This is a genomic window from Citrobacter sp. Cpo103, assembly GCF_030332605.1.
Lineage (GTDB): Bacteria > Pseudomonadota > Gammaproteobacteria > Enterobacterales > Enterobacteriaceae > Citrobacter > Citrobacter portucalensis.
The window spans coordinates 201,690-215,746 of record NZ_JAOWHO010000020.1; the positions used below are offsets into that span (position 1 = coordinate 201,690).

Sequence of the window (14,057 nt, forward strand, 5' to 3'; positions counted from 1 at the left end):
ATTTCTGGCAAACGGCGGCATTCTAGAGATAGCCCACGTAAAAGTCTACCCAAAAGGGCAATTTTTATTATTATTTTGCGCCACTGGGATAAATCACACGATTTAACAGGCAAAAAGATCAGCTAACTCGGGGTGGAAAACGCTTGCGGCAGGCAAAGAGTGTAAAAACAGAATGCGGGAGAGAAAAAAGTGGACCATTTGGTCAAAATTTACATTGAGATAACAGAATCACCCAACAAAATACGGAAAAATAACCAATAAAAAGAAAAAACACATTAAGAAGATAAAAATAAAAGGGCAATAAAATATTGCCCTATGTAATCAAATAATTATGATTACAATAACCACATCACGAAGGGTAATTAAAGCTATAAACTGCGTAAATCAAGCACATCTTTCATATCAAAAAGACCATTTGACTTTGATTTTAGCCAAATTGCCGAACGCACTGCGCCATTGGCAAAAGTCATGCGGCTGGACGCTTTATGCGTGATCTCAATACGCTCGCCAATATCAGCAAACATCGCGGTGTGCTCACCGACGATATCCCCCGCCCGCACCGTGGCAAAACCGATCGTGCCCGGTACGCGCTCGCCGGTGTAACCCTCACGCGAATAGACGGCACACTCTTTTAAATCTTTATCCAGCGCCCCGGCAATCGCCTCGCCCATCGCCAGCGCAGTGCCTGACGGCGCATCAACTTTATGGCGGTGGTGAGCTTCAATAATCTCAATATCGGTGTAATCGCCCATCACTTTCGCCGCCTTCTCCAGCAGCTTAAGCATAACGTTCACGCCGACGCTAAAGTTCGCGGCGAAAACGATCGCAATCTCCTGCGCGGCATCACGAATAGCCTGTTTACCGGCATCGTCAAAGCCGGTGGTGCCAATCACCATCCCTTTACCGTGCTGACGACAAAACGCCAGATGCGCCAGCGTGCCTTCCGGACGGGTAAAATCGATGAAAACATCGAAATCATCTTTCACCGCGTCAAGGCTGCTTTGCACGGTAACGCCCGTTTTTCCGGCCCCCGCTAATTCTCCGGCATCACTTCCCAGTAAGGACGAGCCTTCGCGCTCTAACGCGGCACCCAATTGAACACCTTCCATCGCCATGGCGGCCTGGATTAACTGCCGTCCCATGCGGCCACCGGCGCCGGCAATTGCGACACGGATTTGTGCTTCATGCATAGCTATTCTCTTTTATAAAAATTGCGTAAACTGTTTTCAGAGTAACCAGCGCGCCCGGAGGCCGCTAGCTGAAAACACCCATAATTAGAATTTAATGATAAACAGAGGGGAATATCAGTAAAAGACATGATTCATCCCGCAGGATGAATCATTGCTGGAGCACAGGAAAGAAGTCAAACTTACTCAGTATGGCGCAAAATGATGGGAAAACGACGGAAATACGAGCACAAACCAGCCAGTCTGCGTAGATATTTTCGCGAGTGTGGTTTTATGGCACGAGCGTGTAGTTGACGATCATTTGCCCTTTTTTCATCTTCACCTGAGTAATCGTCACCGGCCCAATCTCAGAGAGATGCGCAACATGCGTCCCTCCGCAGGGATAAGCAAGGAGATGACCAAATCCAACCTGCCGCAACCCATCGGTGAATGTCACTTGTCTGGAGAGATTGTCTGCCTGCCAGGCGTTGATTTTCTCCTGCAGCGATAGCGTATCCGGTAACGTGCCGTTTTCACCGGCGGCGAAAGTAATGCGCCCCTCATTGGGCCAATGGTGTGCTTTCACCGGGAGCCAGCCGAACGCTGTACCCGCCAGGCCGATAAGATGTCCTGCCGAGTGCAGGCGGGCGTGCAGTTGACGCAGCGCGGCATCCACACGCAGGTTCACGATGCCGGGGAGGAGCGGTTTTGCCACGATGTGCACCACATCGTCACCGCGCGCGAGGACTGTTTCAACCCGCTCATCATCAATCCAGCCCGCATCCGCAGGCTGCCCGCCTCCCTGCGGGTGAAAAAGGGTTCTATCCAGTACCACCGCGTACCGTCCATCCGGCTCAGCCGAGCAACTCAGTAAGTTAGCCTGGCCTTCAGTGTTATCGCTGGTGTAATAAAGACGTTCAGTCATGATTGCTCTCCTTTTGATGGGAAGAGTATATTCACTTTACTGACGGCGATAATCCTGCGCTGGTTCAATGCATCTTTGCCTGGTACGCACAAATGAATCCTAACCTTCTTCCCGACCTTGCCACCTTTGTGTTGATTATCGAGCAAGGGAGCTTCTCCGCCGCCGCCAAAGCCTCGGGTGCTACGCCTTCCGCTATTAGCCGCAGCGCTTCACGTCTCGAGAAGGCGTTGGGCAGTAAGCTGCTGCACCGTACGACGCGCAAGTTGGCGCTCAGCGAAACGGGCAAAATTGTGTATGCACACGCGCAGGAAATGCTGCATGCGGCACAAATGGCTGTCGACTCAGGCAGCAGTCGACAAACCATCGCGCAAGGGCAACTGACCCTCAGCGTGCCGAAAGCGGTGGGGCGATTTGTCATTCATCCACTGATGGCCGAATTCTTTACGCGCTACCCGCAAGTGGACGTCTGCCTTCGGCTGGAAGACCGGTATATGGATTTAATCGACGACGGCGTCGACCTTGCACTGCGCATCAGTCAGTCGCCCTCCCCGGGCCTGTACGGGAAACCGCTGATGCCGGTCAGCCATGTGATATGCGCAACCCCCGAATACTTACGCAAGCACGGTACGCCCGAGCACCCGCAGGCACTGCGCGAGCATAGCTGTATCAGTCTTGGCGAGACACCTGCGGATTCACGTTGGAAGTTTCGACGCGGTGAGCGCATGGAGACCATTCAGACTTATGGCCGTTACGCCGCCAACCACACCGGTGTGCGTCTGGACGCGGTAAAAAAGGATCTGGGAATCGGCAGCCTGCCACTGTTCACCGCCAGCGAGGCACTCGCCAATGGCGAGATTGTCCAGGTACTGCCAGAATGGGAATTTATCAGCGACTACAGCGGGGAACTGTGGCTGCTATGGACGCGCAATCAACATATGCCCGCCAGAATGCGGGCGATGATTGATTATCTCAGTGAGAAGGTGCCGTTGCACAACACCTGATTACAGCGCGCGGGCAAATACCTCTGCCACCCACTGCTGGAAACCTTCAACGTTCAGGCCCAGCGCAACCTGCGCATTTGCCGGATGCCCCAGGCGCCCTTCGATATCCACCACCGTCGTACCCGAGGTATATTCGCCCTGGGTTTCAACCGCCACGAAACACGACTGCAGGGTAAACAGTTCCGGGCGCACCAGCCAGGCAATAGCGCACAGATCGTGCATTCGCAGCCCCGTATTCATACTGCCGCTACGGTAATGGCTAAACAGCGCATGCAGCATTTTCCCCGTCTGGTTAAGCTGGGGGAGCGTCGCCAGATAGTCCGGGGCGAGCATAGCCTGATTAGTGACATCCAGCCCACACATCACAATCTCCAGCCCACTCTGGAAGACTTTCGCTGCGGCCTCGGGATCGATAGCAATATTAAACTCGGCGTTGGGTGTGAAGTTCCCGCGCCCGGCAGAGCCGCCCATAATCACCAGACGCTGAATGTTGAATACGCATTCAGGATAATGAGTCAGCAGCAGCGCAATGTTGGTCAGCGGGCCAATCGCTACAAGCGTCACGGGCTGCGGGGCATGCATCAACGCATCGCGAATCGCCTGGAAAGCGGGTTTTGCCATCGCCTGGCGGTCGTGTTCGACAAATTCATACCCTTCCATACCGGACTCGCCGTGCACGGAAGCGGCATCACGCAGCGGCCGCACCAGCGGCATTGATGCCCCCTGCGCCAGCGGAACATCCGCATTCCAGAAGTGCAGCAGTTGCAACGCATTACGGGTGGTTTTTTCCACCGACACATTGCCTGCTACCGTGGTCATCAGTTGCAGATCCAGCTCAGGGGCAAACAGCGCAGCAGCAATGGCGGCGGCATCATCAATGCCGGGATCGGTATCAAGAATGATCGGTAAGCGCATGGTTTCTCCATAAAAAAATGCCAGACGTTAAGTCTGGCATCTTCTCATAATCGTAACCGAAAAGACTTACTCTACTTCACGAACATCCACACGCAGCTCTTTCGGCACTTCGAAAACGATGTTCTCTTCGCGGCCTTCCAGTGGGATCGCTTCCCCACCACCAAGCTCTTGCAGGCGAGCAATCACGTTTTGCACCAGGATATCCGGCGCCGAGGCTCCGGCCGTCACGCCCACACACTTCGCTTCTTTCACCCACGCTTCCTGAATGTCGGTCGCATCGTCAATCAAATACGCCGCTTTCCCCATTCGCTGGGCCAGTTCAGCCAGACGGTTGGAGTTAGAGGAGTTCTTAGAGCCGACCACCAGCACAACATCAGCCTGTTCCGCCAGCGCGCGAACCGCTTCCTGACGGTTGGTGGTGGCATAACAGATATCGTCTTTGCGCGGCCCGACAATTTTCGGGAAGCGTTGGCGCAGCGCATCAATAACGTCAGAAGTGTCGTCAACGGAAAGCGTTGTCTGCGTCATGAAGGATAATTTGCCTTCATTTTTCACATTCAGTTTCAGCACATCATCCGGTGATTCAACCAGATACATTCCCCCTTGCGGGTTGCTGTACTGGCCCATTGTGCCTTCGACTTCCGGGTGCCCGGCGTGACCAATCAGAATGGATTCTTCGCCACGACGACTGGCGCGGGCAACTTCCATATGCACTTTCGTTACCAGCGGGCAGGTCGCATCAAAAACCGTGAGGTCACGGCCTTTGGCTTCGTTACGCACCGCCTGAGATACGCCATGAGCGGAGAAAATCAGGATCGCGCCATCCGGCACTTCGCTGATTTGCTCGATAAAAATAGCGCCGCGCTCGCGCAGGCTATCCACCACATAGCGGTTATGCACCACCTCGTGACGGACATAAATCGGTGCGCCATAAATAGCCAGCGCGTTTTCCACAATGCTGATAGCGCGGTCTACGCCAGCGCAAAAACCGCGCGGGTTGGCCAACAGGATCTGCATTTTACGCCTCCAGTGCCGGTTCGACTTCCAGCACTTCAATATCAAAATGAACGGTATGCCCGGCCAGCGGATGGTTGAAATCAACCGTGATCGAATCACCGTTGATTTCGCGGATCACGCCAGGCATCTCACTGCCGTCCATTGCGGTAAAGAGCATGATAGCGCCAATTTCTGGCTCGCCCGCGTCCATAAATTCCCGACGCGAGAAATACTGAATTAAGTCCGGACTTGACACGCCAAAGGCGGCATCCGGTTCCAGAGCAAAAGTGGTTTTATCACCTTCTTTTAGCCCCAGCAGGTGTTGTTCCAGTCCTTCAGACAGAGAACCGTCACCCAGGCGAAACAGCGCAGGCTTGCCGTTATTGCGGGTTGACTCTGCGGTTGAGCCATCGTCGAGCTTAAGGGTGAAGTGCACCAGCACCGCACTGTTACTCTGTACTGATTTAGACATGCAGGTTGCTCTTTAAAATTGCTGCCGCCTGTTTGCCCGGTGGCGCTACGCTTACCGGGCAAACAAGCATCGCAGTAAATTGTAGGCCGGATTAGCATAGCGCCATCCGGCATTTTTTTATGCGGCTTTTTTCTCTTTCGACGGCAGGAAGCCTTCGAGCACAATCAATGCCGCGCCGATACAGATAGCAGTATCGGCCAGATTGAAGGTCGCGAAATGCCAGTCGCCGACGTAAAAGTCAATCATATCAACCACGAAGCCGTGCCACAGGCGGTCGAACAAGTTGCCCAGCGCACCGCCAATGATTAACGCATACGCGATGTTGTTCAGCTTCTGCGTCGCCTTCGAGCGATACATCATCACCATCAGGATGACGCAAATACCGATGGCGATGCCGGCAAAGAACCAACGTTGCCAGCCGCCGCTGTCAGCTAAGAAGCTAAACGCCGCACCGTAGTTACGCGCGTAGTGCAGATTAAGCGACGGAAACAGCGACACCGTATCCCCCAGAGCAAAGTTCTGGAGGATCAGGTATTTGCTGCCTAAATCGATAATCAGCACGACTACCACCAGCCACAGCCAGCGTAGTCCTGTTGAACAAAGAGGCTTACTCATCAGGCAAACTTACGTTGTTCGCCATCACCGGCGATGTTGCTGACACAGCGTCCGCAGATATCTGCATGTTCCGCCACCTGGCCGACGTCGGTAGTGTAATGCCAGCAGCGCGGGCATTTCTCACCTTCGGCTTTGCTCAGTACGATTTTCAGACCTTTGAGCAGTTCGCTCTGCTGAGCATCAGCAGGAGCCGCTGCATAATCCGCAACCGTCGCACCAGAGGTCAGCAGTACAAAACGCAACTCTTCGCCCAGCGCGGTCAGTTTCGCCGCCAGCTCAGGTTCAGCGTACAGGGTCACTGCCGCTTCCAGAGAACCACCGACTTTCTTATCCGCACGTGCCTGTTCGATGACTTTGTTCACTTCGCCACGCACTTTCAGCAGCTCGTCCCAGAAGGCATCGTTCATCGCCTCGGTTTCACCTAAGCCAAACAGACCTTCGTACCATTCACCGGTAAAGACATACTTCTCACGATCGCCCGGCAGGTAGCCCCAGATTTCATCGGCGGTGAAGGACATGATCGGCGCCATCCAACGAACCAGCGCTTCAGCGATATGGAACAGCGCAGTCTGGCAGCTACGACGCGCCACGCTGTCCGCTTTCGCGGTGTACTGACGGTCTTTGATGATGTCGAGGTAGAACGAACCCATTTCGACGGAGCAGAAGCGCATCAGGCGCTGTACCACCTCGTGGAAGTCATAGGCTTCATAGGCTTTCAGGATTTCGTCCTGCGCCGCTTGCGCACAACCTACCGCCCACCTGTCCAGAACCACCATCTCTTCCGGTTTCACCATGTCTTTAACCGGATCAAACCCATTCAGGTTCGCCAGCAGGAAGCGCGCGGTGTTACGGATACGACGATAGCTGTCGGCAGCACGTTTCAGAATTTCGTCAGAAACGGCCATTTCACCGGTATAGTCGGTTGAAGCCACCCACAGACGCAGAATATCCGCGCCCAGTTTGTTCATCACATCCTGCGGAGAAACGGTGTTACCGATAGACTTGGACATCTTACGGCCCTGACCATCAACGGTGAAACCGTGGGTCAGTACCTGGCGATAAGGTGCTTTGCCTTTCATGGCGGTGGAGATCATCAGAGATGACATGAACCAGCCACGGTGCTGGTCAGAGCCTTCCAGATACATATCTGCCGCATGGCCCGCAAACTCAGGACGCACGTCCACGACGGAGGAGTGGGTTGAACCAGAGTCGAACCACACGTCCAGCGTATCCGGGACTTTGACATACTGGTCAGCTTCGTCGCCGAGGATATCTTTCGGATCGAGATCCCACCACGCCTGGATGCCGTCAACTTCAACGCGTTTAGCCACTTCTTCCATCAGTTCGATAGCGCGCGGATGCAGCTCTTCGGTGTCTTTGTGAACAAACAGAGACATCGGCACACCCCACGTACGCTGACGGGAGATACACCAGTCAGGACGGTTAGCAACCATCGATTCAATACGCGCCTGGCCCCAGTCCGGGATCCACTGCACGCCTTTGATCTCTTTCAGCGACTGTGCGCGCAGGCCTTGTTGATCCATGCTGACGAACCACTGTGGGGTCGCGCGGAAGATGATCGGTGACTTGTGACGCCAGCAGCATGGGTAGCTGTGCTGCATCTTCTCAACGTGCAGCAGCGCACCTTTTTCGCTCAGCAGCGCAACGATTTTGTCGTTGGCTTTAAAGACGTTCACGCCGTCCAGATCCGGATAGGTACCCGCCAGGTATGCGCCGTCCGGGCCAACCGGGTTAGCGATTTCCAGACCGTATTTCTGGCTGATGACGTAGTCATCCGGACCGTGACCGCCAGCGGTATGAACCGCACCGGTACCCGCATCCAGCGTAACGTGATCGCCAAGTATAGCCGGTACATCGAAGCCCATAAACGGATGGGTAAAGCGCAGCAGTTCCAGCTCAGCGCCTTTAACGGTGCCGAGAATGGTGTATTCAGCCGCGCCAATACGCTGCATAACGCTTTCAACCAGATCTTTCGCCAGAATCACAGCCTGGCCGTCAATCTGCACCAGCGCATAGTCAAAATCAGGTGCCAGAGAGATTGCGCGGTTCGCCGGTAACGTCCACGGGGTAGTGGTCCAGATAACCAGAGAGATCGGGCCGTTGACGTCAGAAACGCCAAATTTCGCTTTCACCGCATCCTGATCGGCAGCGTGGAACGCTACGTCGATGGACGGGGAGGTTTTGTCATAATACTCAACTTCCGCTTCCGCCAGCGCGGAACGGCAGTCAACGCACCAGTGCACCGGCTTCGCACCTTTGTGCAGGTGACCGTTACCGATGATTTTACCCAGCGCACGAATGATGTTGGCTTCGGTTTTGAAGTCCATGGTCAGGTACGGATGCGACCAGTCGCCCAGTACGCCAAGACGGATAAAGTCTTTACGCTGACCGTCAACCTGGGTCGCTGCGTATTCGCGGCACTTGGCACGGAACTCAGCGGCGGTAAACTTCTCGCCCGGTTTGCCGTATTCCTGCTCTACTTTCAGCTCGATCGGCAGACCGTGGCAGTCCCAGCCCGGAACGTAAGGCGAGTCATAACCCGTGAGTCCTTTGGACTTCACGATAATGTCTTTCAGAATCTTGTTAACCGAGTGACCAATATGAATGCTGCCATTCGCATAAGGAGGGCCATCATGCAGAATGAAGGTTTTTTTGCCTTTTTTGGCCGCACGAATGATGCCGTACAGGTCATCATCAGTCCAACGCGCCAGCATTCCCGGTTCGCGCTTGGCGAGATCGCCGCGCATCGGGAACCCTGTTTCCGGCAAATTCAGGGTTGATTTATAGTCACTCATCAGATTCTCGGTTCCGTATTTAAAACTCGTATAGGCATTAAGCCGGTTTTGTTAGCCCAAAAAATTCACGGGCAGTCAACTCATCACGCGCAATCTGCGCTTTTAGCTCATCCAGCGAGGCAAATCGCTGTTCGCTGCGTATTTTTTTACGCAGTACTACATCTATATGGCGACCATACAGGTCCATTACAACGTCCAATAGATGCACTTCCAACTGTTGGCGTACGCCTGCTACCGTCGGGCGGGTGCCGATGTTGGCGACGCCGGGTAAAGGTTTGTCACCCAGTCCCATCACTTCAACTGCATAAACCCCTTTCACCGGAGAAACCTGGCGACGCAGCGGTAAGTTTGCCGTCGGAAAACCGATGGTGCGCCCTAATTCATCACCATGAACGACACGTCCTGAGATAGTAAAAGGATGCCCAAGCAGGCTTTCGGCCAGTTGCAGGTTATCTTCTGCCAGCGCCTGACGTACCGCGGTGCTGCTAATACGCACACCGCCTTCGCAGAAGGTTTGGGTGCTGGTGATATCAAAACCATACTCAGCGCCCGCTTCCTGTAATAACAAGAAATCGCCCGCACGGCTAGCGCCAAAGCGGAAATCATCACCAACGGCAAGAAATTGTACACCAAGGCGCTTAACCAGCAGATCGCTGATGAAGGTCTGCGCCGTTAATGCCGCAAAGCGCCTGTCAAAACGCACGCACAGCACGTAGTCCACGCCGCATTCCGCCAGATAACGCAGTTTTTCGCGCAGGCGAGTGAGGCGCGCAGGTGACTTGTCGGTCGCAAACAGCTCTAGCGGCTGCGGCTCGAAAATCATCACCATCACCGGTAAATTGCGTTTGCGCCCTTCTTCCCGTAAACCCTGCAGCAACGCACGGTGACCACGGTGCACGCCGTCGAAATTACCAATAGTCAGCACACACCCATGCGGGGCCTGACTGAGATTATGTATGCCTCGTATCAGCTTCATGTCTGGCTCAAAACAGTGAAAATCGTGAAAGTATACCCTGTACCGCGGTCAACGTTAACCGGCGATTGTTTCTACGAAACAGAAAGAGGATTGTTTTCATTGTTATGAAACAAATTGCAGACCTTCACGGGCACGCCAATGCAATTTTTCTCGTGGAAAAGCTGTATTCACGCCACGCAAGCTGGTAGAATCCTGCGCCATCACTACGCAACGAGTGCTGCAATTTAAACGGCGCTTATTTGCACAAATCCATTGACAAAAGAAGGCTAAAAGGGCATATTCCTCGGCCTTTGAATTGTCCATATAGAACACATTTGGGAGTTGGACCTTGGCTAATATCAAATCAGCTAAGAAGCGCGCCGTTCAGTCTGAAAAGGCCCGCAAGCACAACGCTAGCCGTCGCTCTATGATGCGTACTTTCATCAAGAAAGTATACGCAGCTATCGAAGCTGGCGACAAAGCTACTGCACTGAAAGCATTTAACGAAATGCAACCAATCGTGGACCGTCAGGCTGCTAAAGGTCTGATCCACAAAAACAAAGCTGCACGTCATAAAGCAAACCTGACTGCACAGATCAACAAACTGGCTTAATCGCCTGCTTGTTGTCGCTTTGTAAAAAAACCCGCGCAAGCGGGTTTTTTTATGTCTGTCATTTGTTCGTTGGCGTAAAAAGCGCCGAGTAGTCCGCATTGCAGATACGCTGCACCGCCGGATGCTGGATCATCCTTTCCGCAAATATGGCGTGATACTCTTCCATCACATTTTCTACGCGGCCAATTTCAACAATAGAATCATCGGCATAGAAATTGTGCGAATACAGCGTAGGTGCAACAAAAATAGCATTATGCGTTGCCCCAAACGCTTTCATCAGCGCAGCGTCATCAAACTCACCGAGGATTTCGACATTCAATCCTTGTGAGTTGATCCAGTTCAGCAGCTTACGTCCGAGCATCGAACGGCGCCCTGGGATCAGCAACCGACGCTCCTCAAGGCAGGCCGGGAATGGTTTTTCAGGCAGCGGTTTGGTGCACCAAAAACTCACGCTGCACTCGCCTATCCGCACTGAGAACAACCCTTCCTGCTGCGTAGAATCGATCGGGCAGTCGGAGATGATCATATCCAGCTTATGTTGGCTGAGTTGATCCAACAGCATCTCATGCGTTGATTCAAAACAACGCAGATGGATTTGTTCATCTTCAACCACAGCGGCATCCAGTACGCTACTGACCAACTGCTTCGATAGCGCATCCGCCACGCCGACATCGAACAGCAAATTAGACTCTTTGCGGTAGTTCACGATATCCAGCATTTCCTGGCTTAAGGTGAACATCTTATCCGCGTAACGAAAAACCAATTCGCCTAACTCACTGGGCTCCAGCCCACGCCCCTTCCGCTTAAACAATTTTCCCTGTAAGCGTTCCTCAAGCGCTTTAATCTGCCCGGTAATGGTCTGCGGTGTCAGATAAAGCGCTTCTGCTGCACCAACCACTGACCCTTCTTTATAGACATGCCAAAAGTAGTACAGATGGTTGTAATTTATATGAGACATACTCTCTCCCTGAAAATTGTCACGAAAGGGTTATCCCGTCAGGCTGATGCGTTCAACCGGGCACGTAACCAGCAGTAACCTATCACTGCCGACAACAAGGAGCCGATCAGGATCCCCAGTTTTGCCCAGTTAATCAGCTCAGGATCGACGTTGCCAAACGCCAGGCTGGCAATAAAAATCGACATCGTAAAGCCAATGCCGCAAAGAATACCGACCGCCATAATCTGCTGGAAATTCGTTCCTTCCGGCAATTGCGCCACCTTGAGGCGTAACGCCAGCCAGCAAAACAGACTGATACCCAACGGTTTGCCGATCAACAGGCCGGCAATGATCCCCAGCGGTAATATCGAGGTCAGTCCATCAATAGTGACGCCCTGCAGTGAAACGCCTGCGTTAGCGAAGGCAAACAGTGGCAGGATCAGGTATGCCACCCATGGATGCAGAACATGCTCCAGTCGCTTCGCCGGTGAACGTCCGTGTTTTTCCTTCAATGGAATGAAGAAGCCCACGATCACGCCCGCCAGTGTTGCATGCACGCCAGACTTCAGTACGGCAGTCCACAGCACTACGCCGACCAGAATATAAATACCGGTGCGTCTCACTCCGCACAGATTCAATGCCGCCAGAACGAGGATCGCGCACGCGGCAACGCCCAGCGACAGCAGCGAGAGATCGCTGGTATAGAACAGTGCGATGATGACGATAGCGCCGAGGTCATCAATAATCGCCAGCGCCATCAGGAAGATTTTCAACGCCAGTGGTACACGACTGCCCAACAACGCCAGCACACCTAACGCAAAAGCGATATCCGTTGCCGCCGGGATCGCCCACCCTTCACGGGTGATGGGATCGGCATAGTTGAATGCCAGGTACAGCAGCGCCGGGACAATCATGCCCCCGATAGCAGCAATGATCGGGAACGCCGCCTGACGCAGACTGGCCAGCGAACCTTGCATTAACTCGCGCTTTACTTCCAGACCAATCAACAGGAAGAACACCGCCATCAACGCGTCGTTGATCCACAGCAGCATATTTTTGTTGATCTCAAGCGCGCCAACCCGCAGTTGAACGGGCGTTTCCAAAAAGGCGTGGTACCATCCGCTGGTAACCCCGATATTTGCCATCAGCATAGCGACCACGGCTGCGATGATCAGAATGATGCCCCCCGAGGCGTCACTACTAAAAAAACGATGCAGATGTTTCACTTTTATTCTCTCTATTGGGTGAATACTTCGTAAATACTATCTTACACCCTCAAAAAGCTCGTTAAAATTAGATTATTCATTATGGATAGATCGGATTTTACGAAGCATAAATCCAGGTGGGAACGGCTGAAAATCAGCACTGAAGCCTAGTCGTCATGTCGTTCGATGTGACGGGCATTGAATGCATAGCGGAGATAATCCAGCGTTGAGACGACATTACCGGGTGACATATGGTTAAGTTGTGTCAGAAACGGATGACTATTGATGTACGTAATAAATTCCGTTGCTCCGGCAAGCGTAGCATGACGCAGCATGCCCGTTTTTTTATTACTCGTTAGGCTACATGCCGCTATCGCATAATCTTGGGTAGAATAGGTCCGCCAGACATTATTACGAATCCCCCCACTTTGAAACATGCGGTACGGAATATCACGTTGCGCAGGCCTGTCCCCTCTTTCCTTCACAAACGAGATATGGCAGCGTCCTTGCTGGACGTGCTGTAAATTAGCCATCATACAACCACCTAATATGAAGCACTCATGGTCAATGTAATGCTGAACATTGAGGGAGCGTTCATCAGTAAGTGTTTTGACTAACTCAAAATGCCGATAAGCCGGCAGGACAGGTTTTACCAGCATCCCAGAATCGTTTCTGTACAACGTTGCGGGACCATAATCTACATCAAACAAGATATTTCGTCGCATTGTCATCAGTTCCTTGCGCTGGACAAGATGCGCTAACGTTCCGGGGGGTAAACGTTCTTCGTAGTAGGAAACATACTGGTATTCATCCTCAACAGGCTGGGTTGAATAATTAGTCGAAACAGCTATAACCCGACCACTATTCTCCTCAACGGTGACCAGAACATACAGACTGTTGTCACTACCGTTAAATTTTATCCGGAAAGCACGCGTACTCATCACCAGATCGAATTTCGGAATAACAAACTCACGTTCAGCCTGATTTACCTTACGGGATAATTTTTGTAGTACACGGTTCAGGCCCGTGCTATCGACAGACAGCGCCGTACGAATATCAACAAGTGAAGCGCCCTCCAGGATAAGTCTGGCAAGATCTTCCAGACGAGGATCGTCTTTATGCCTGACAGGAGAAATAAACGTTTTATGACATTGCAGGCAATAAACTCGCGGTTCCCCCTGAGCGGAAAAACCATACTTTTTTAATGAGGAACTACCGCAGGTTGGGCAAACCTTAACCAACCCCTTCCATGACAGGTTTACCGACTGACGAAAAAGGTTAAGAGAGCGTTCAGAAATGATAGGGAAAAAAAAGCCACATTCGCGGCACAGGATATTTTTCCCCTCTGCCAAGTAATCGGGGCTATTAAAGACCCCAAGGTTTTTACAATCGGGTGTTTTACACACATCTACATTGATTCGAGAAAACATATTCACTCCCT

General features: G+C 52.6%; 13 protein-coding genes and 1 pseudogene. 2 read left to right on the plus strand and 12 right to left on the minus strand.

Annotated features, from left to right (window positions below; genetic code table 11):
• Positions 1-368: 368 nt before the first annotated feature.
• Together dapB and OGX89_RS03540 are read right to left on the minus strand one after the other, a co-directional pair.
• On the minus strand, positions 369-1,190 hold the full coding sequence (dapB, locus tag OGX89_RS03535; protein ID WP_008786159.1) for a 4-hydroxy-tetrahydrodipicolinate reductase: 822 nt from the start codon (positions 1,188-1,190) through the stop codon (positions 369-371).
• A gap of 268 nt (positions 1,191-1,458) precedes the next feature.
• A complete protein-coding gene (locus tag OGX89_RS03540; protein WP_003829712.1) occupies positions 1,459-2,091 on the minus strand; it encodes an alanyl-tRNA editing protein in 633 nt (210 codons plus the stop codon).
• Positions 2,092-2,183: 92 nt separating this feature from the next.
• On the opposite strand from OGX89_RS03540, the gene OGX89_RS03545 reads away from it, so the two are divergent.
• Positions 2,184-3,092: a LysR family transcriptional regulator gene (locus tag OGX89_RS03545; protein ID WP_126956918.1), complete on the plus strand. Its 909-nt coding sequence runs from the start codon at positions 2,184-2,186 to the stop codon at positions 3,090-3,092.
• Here OGX89_RS03545 and rihC read toward each other — a convergent pair whose 3' ends face one another.
• The 7 genes and pseudogenes from rihC to OGX89_RS03580 all read right to left on the minus strand — a co-directional run bounded on the left by rihC (position 3,093) and on the right by OGX89_RS03580 (position 10,105).
• Positions 3,093-4,007 carry a ribonucleoside hydrolase RihC gene (gene rihC, locus OGX89_RS03550; RefSeq protein ID WP_126319298.1) on the minus strand — a complete coding sequence of 305 codons (915 nt, stop codon included), beginning with the start codon at positions 4,005-4,007 and terminating at the stop codon, positions 3,093-3,095.
• 66 nt (positions 4,008-4,073) lie between these two features.
• Positions 4,074-5,024: a 4-hydroxy-3-methylbut-2-enyl diphosphate reductase gene (gene ispH, locus OGX89_RS03555; protein ID WP_003018925.1), complete on the minus strand. Its 951-nt coding sequence runs from the start codon at positions 5,022-5,024 to the stop codon at positions 4,074-4,076.
• 1 nt (position 5,025) lies between these two features.
• The gene (gene fkpB / locus OGX89_RS03560; RefSeq protein WP_003018929.1) at positions 5,026-5,475 is read right to left on the minus strand and encodes an FKBP-type peptidyl-prolyl cis-trans isomerase; all 450 of its coding nucleotides are present in this window, start codon (positions 5,473-5,475) and stop codon (positions 5,026-5,028) included.
• A 117-nt stretch (positions 5,476-5,592) separates the two neighbouring features.
• Complete coding sequence (gene lspA, locus OGX89_RS03565) at positions 5,593-6,090, minus strand: signal peptidase II (protein ID WP_003018932.1); 498 nt, start codon at positions 6,088-6,090, stop codon at positions 5,593-5,595.
• Complete coding sequence (ileS, locus tag OGX89_RS03570; protein ID WP_126956920.1) at positions 6,090-8,906, minus strand: isoleucine--tRNA ligase; 2,817 nt, start codon at positions 8,904-8,906, stop codon at positions 6,090-6,092. The genes lspA and ileS overlap by 1 nt, the downstream gene beginning before the upstream one ends.
• Positions 8,907-8,943: 37 nt before the next feature.
• Positions 8,944-9,882 (minus strand): bifunctional riboflavin kinase/FAD synthetase, encoded by a 939-nt coding sequence (ribF, locus tag OGX89_RS03575; protein ID WP_003829725.1) that lies wholly within the window; start codon positions 9,880-9,882, stop codon positions 8,944-8,946.
• Positions 9,883-9,889: 7 nt separating this feature from the next.
• Positions 9,890-10,105 (minus strand): annotated as a pseudogene (locus OGX89_RS03580) (DUF2575 domain-containing protein).
• Between the two features lie 105 nt (positions 10,106-10,210).
• On the opposite strand from OGX89_RS03580, the gene rpsT reads away from it, so the two are divergent.
• Positions 10,211-10,474, plus strand: a complete 264-nt coding sequence (rpsT, locus tag OGX89_RS03585; RefSeq protein ID WP_003018940.1) for a 30S ribosomal protein S20 — start codon at positions 10,211-10,213, stop codon at positions 10,472-10,474.
• Positions 10,475-10,532: 58 nt separating this feature from the next.
• On the opposite strand, the gene nhaR is transcribed toward rpsT, so the two are convergent.
• From nhaR to OGX89_RS03600, 3 genes are all read right to left on the minus strand, one after another.
• Positions 10,533-11,432 (minus strand): transcriptional activator NhaR, encoded by a 900-nt coding sequence (gene nhaR / locus OGX89_RS03590; RefSeq protein ID WP_003829732.1) that lies wholly within the window; start codon positions 11,430-11,432, stop codon positions 10,533-10,535.
• A 38-nt stretch (positions 11,433-11,470) separates the two neighbouring features.
• Positions 11,471-12,637, minus strand: coding sequence for a Na+/H+ antiporter NhaA (gene nhaA, locus OGX89_RS03595; protein WP_003829733.1), 1,167 nt, complete (start codon positions 12,635-12,637; stop codon positions 11,471-11,473).
• A 146-nt stretch (positions 12,638-12,783) separates the two neighbouring features.
• Entirely contained in the window at positions 12,784-14,046 is a 1,263-nt protein-coding gene (locus OGX89_RS03600) for an IS1/IS1595 family N-terminal zinc-binding domain-containing protein (protein ID WP_126956922.1), read from the minus strand.
• Positions 14,047-14,057: the final 11 nt, after the last annotated feature.

Bases quoted from the DNA above. Each gene is read 5' to 3' on its own strand.
- dapB (WP_008786159.1), bottom strand. From the start codon at position 1,190: ATGCATGAAGCACAAATCCGTGTCGCAATTGCCGGCGCCGGTGGCCGC.
- OGX89_RS03540 (WP_003829712.1), bottom strand. From the start codon at position 2,091: ATGACTGAACGTCTTTATTACACCAGCGATAACACTGAAGGCCAGGCT.
- OGX89_RS03545 (WP_126956918.1), top strand. From the start codon at position 2,184: ATGAATCCTAACCTTCTTCCCGACCTTGCCACCTTTGTGTTGATTATC.
- rihC (WP_126319298.1), bottom strand. From the start codon at position 4,007: ATGCGCTTACCGATCATTCTTGATACCGATCCCGGCATTGATGATGCC.
- ispH (WP_003018925.1), bottom strand. From the start codon at position 5,024: ATGCAGATCCTGTTGGCCAACCCGCGCGGTTTTTGCGCTGGCGTAGAC.
- fkpB (WP_003018929.1), bottom strand. From the start codon at position 5,475: ATGTCTAAATCAGTACAGAGTAACAGTGCGGTGCTGGTGCACTTCACC.
- lspA (WP_003018932.1), bottom strand. From the start codon at position 6,090: ATGAGTAAGCCTCTTTGTTCAACAGGACTACGCTGGCTGTGGCTGGTG.
- ileS (WP_126956920.1), bottom strand. From the start codon at position 8,906: ATGAGTGACTATAAATCAACCCTGAATTTGCCGGAAACAGGGTTCCCG.
- ribF (WP_003829725.1), bottom strand. From the start codon at position 9,882: ATGAAGCTGATACGAGGCATACATAATCTCAGTCAGGCCCCGCATGGG.
- nhaR (WP_003829732.1), bottom strand. From the start codon at position 11,432: ATGTCTCATATAAATTACAACCATCTGTACTACTTTTGGCATGTCTAT.
- OGX89_RS03600 (WP_126956922.1), bottom strand. From the start codon at position 14,046: ATGTTTTCTCGAATCAATGTAGATGTGTGTAAAACACCCGATTGTAAA.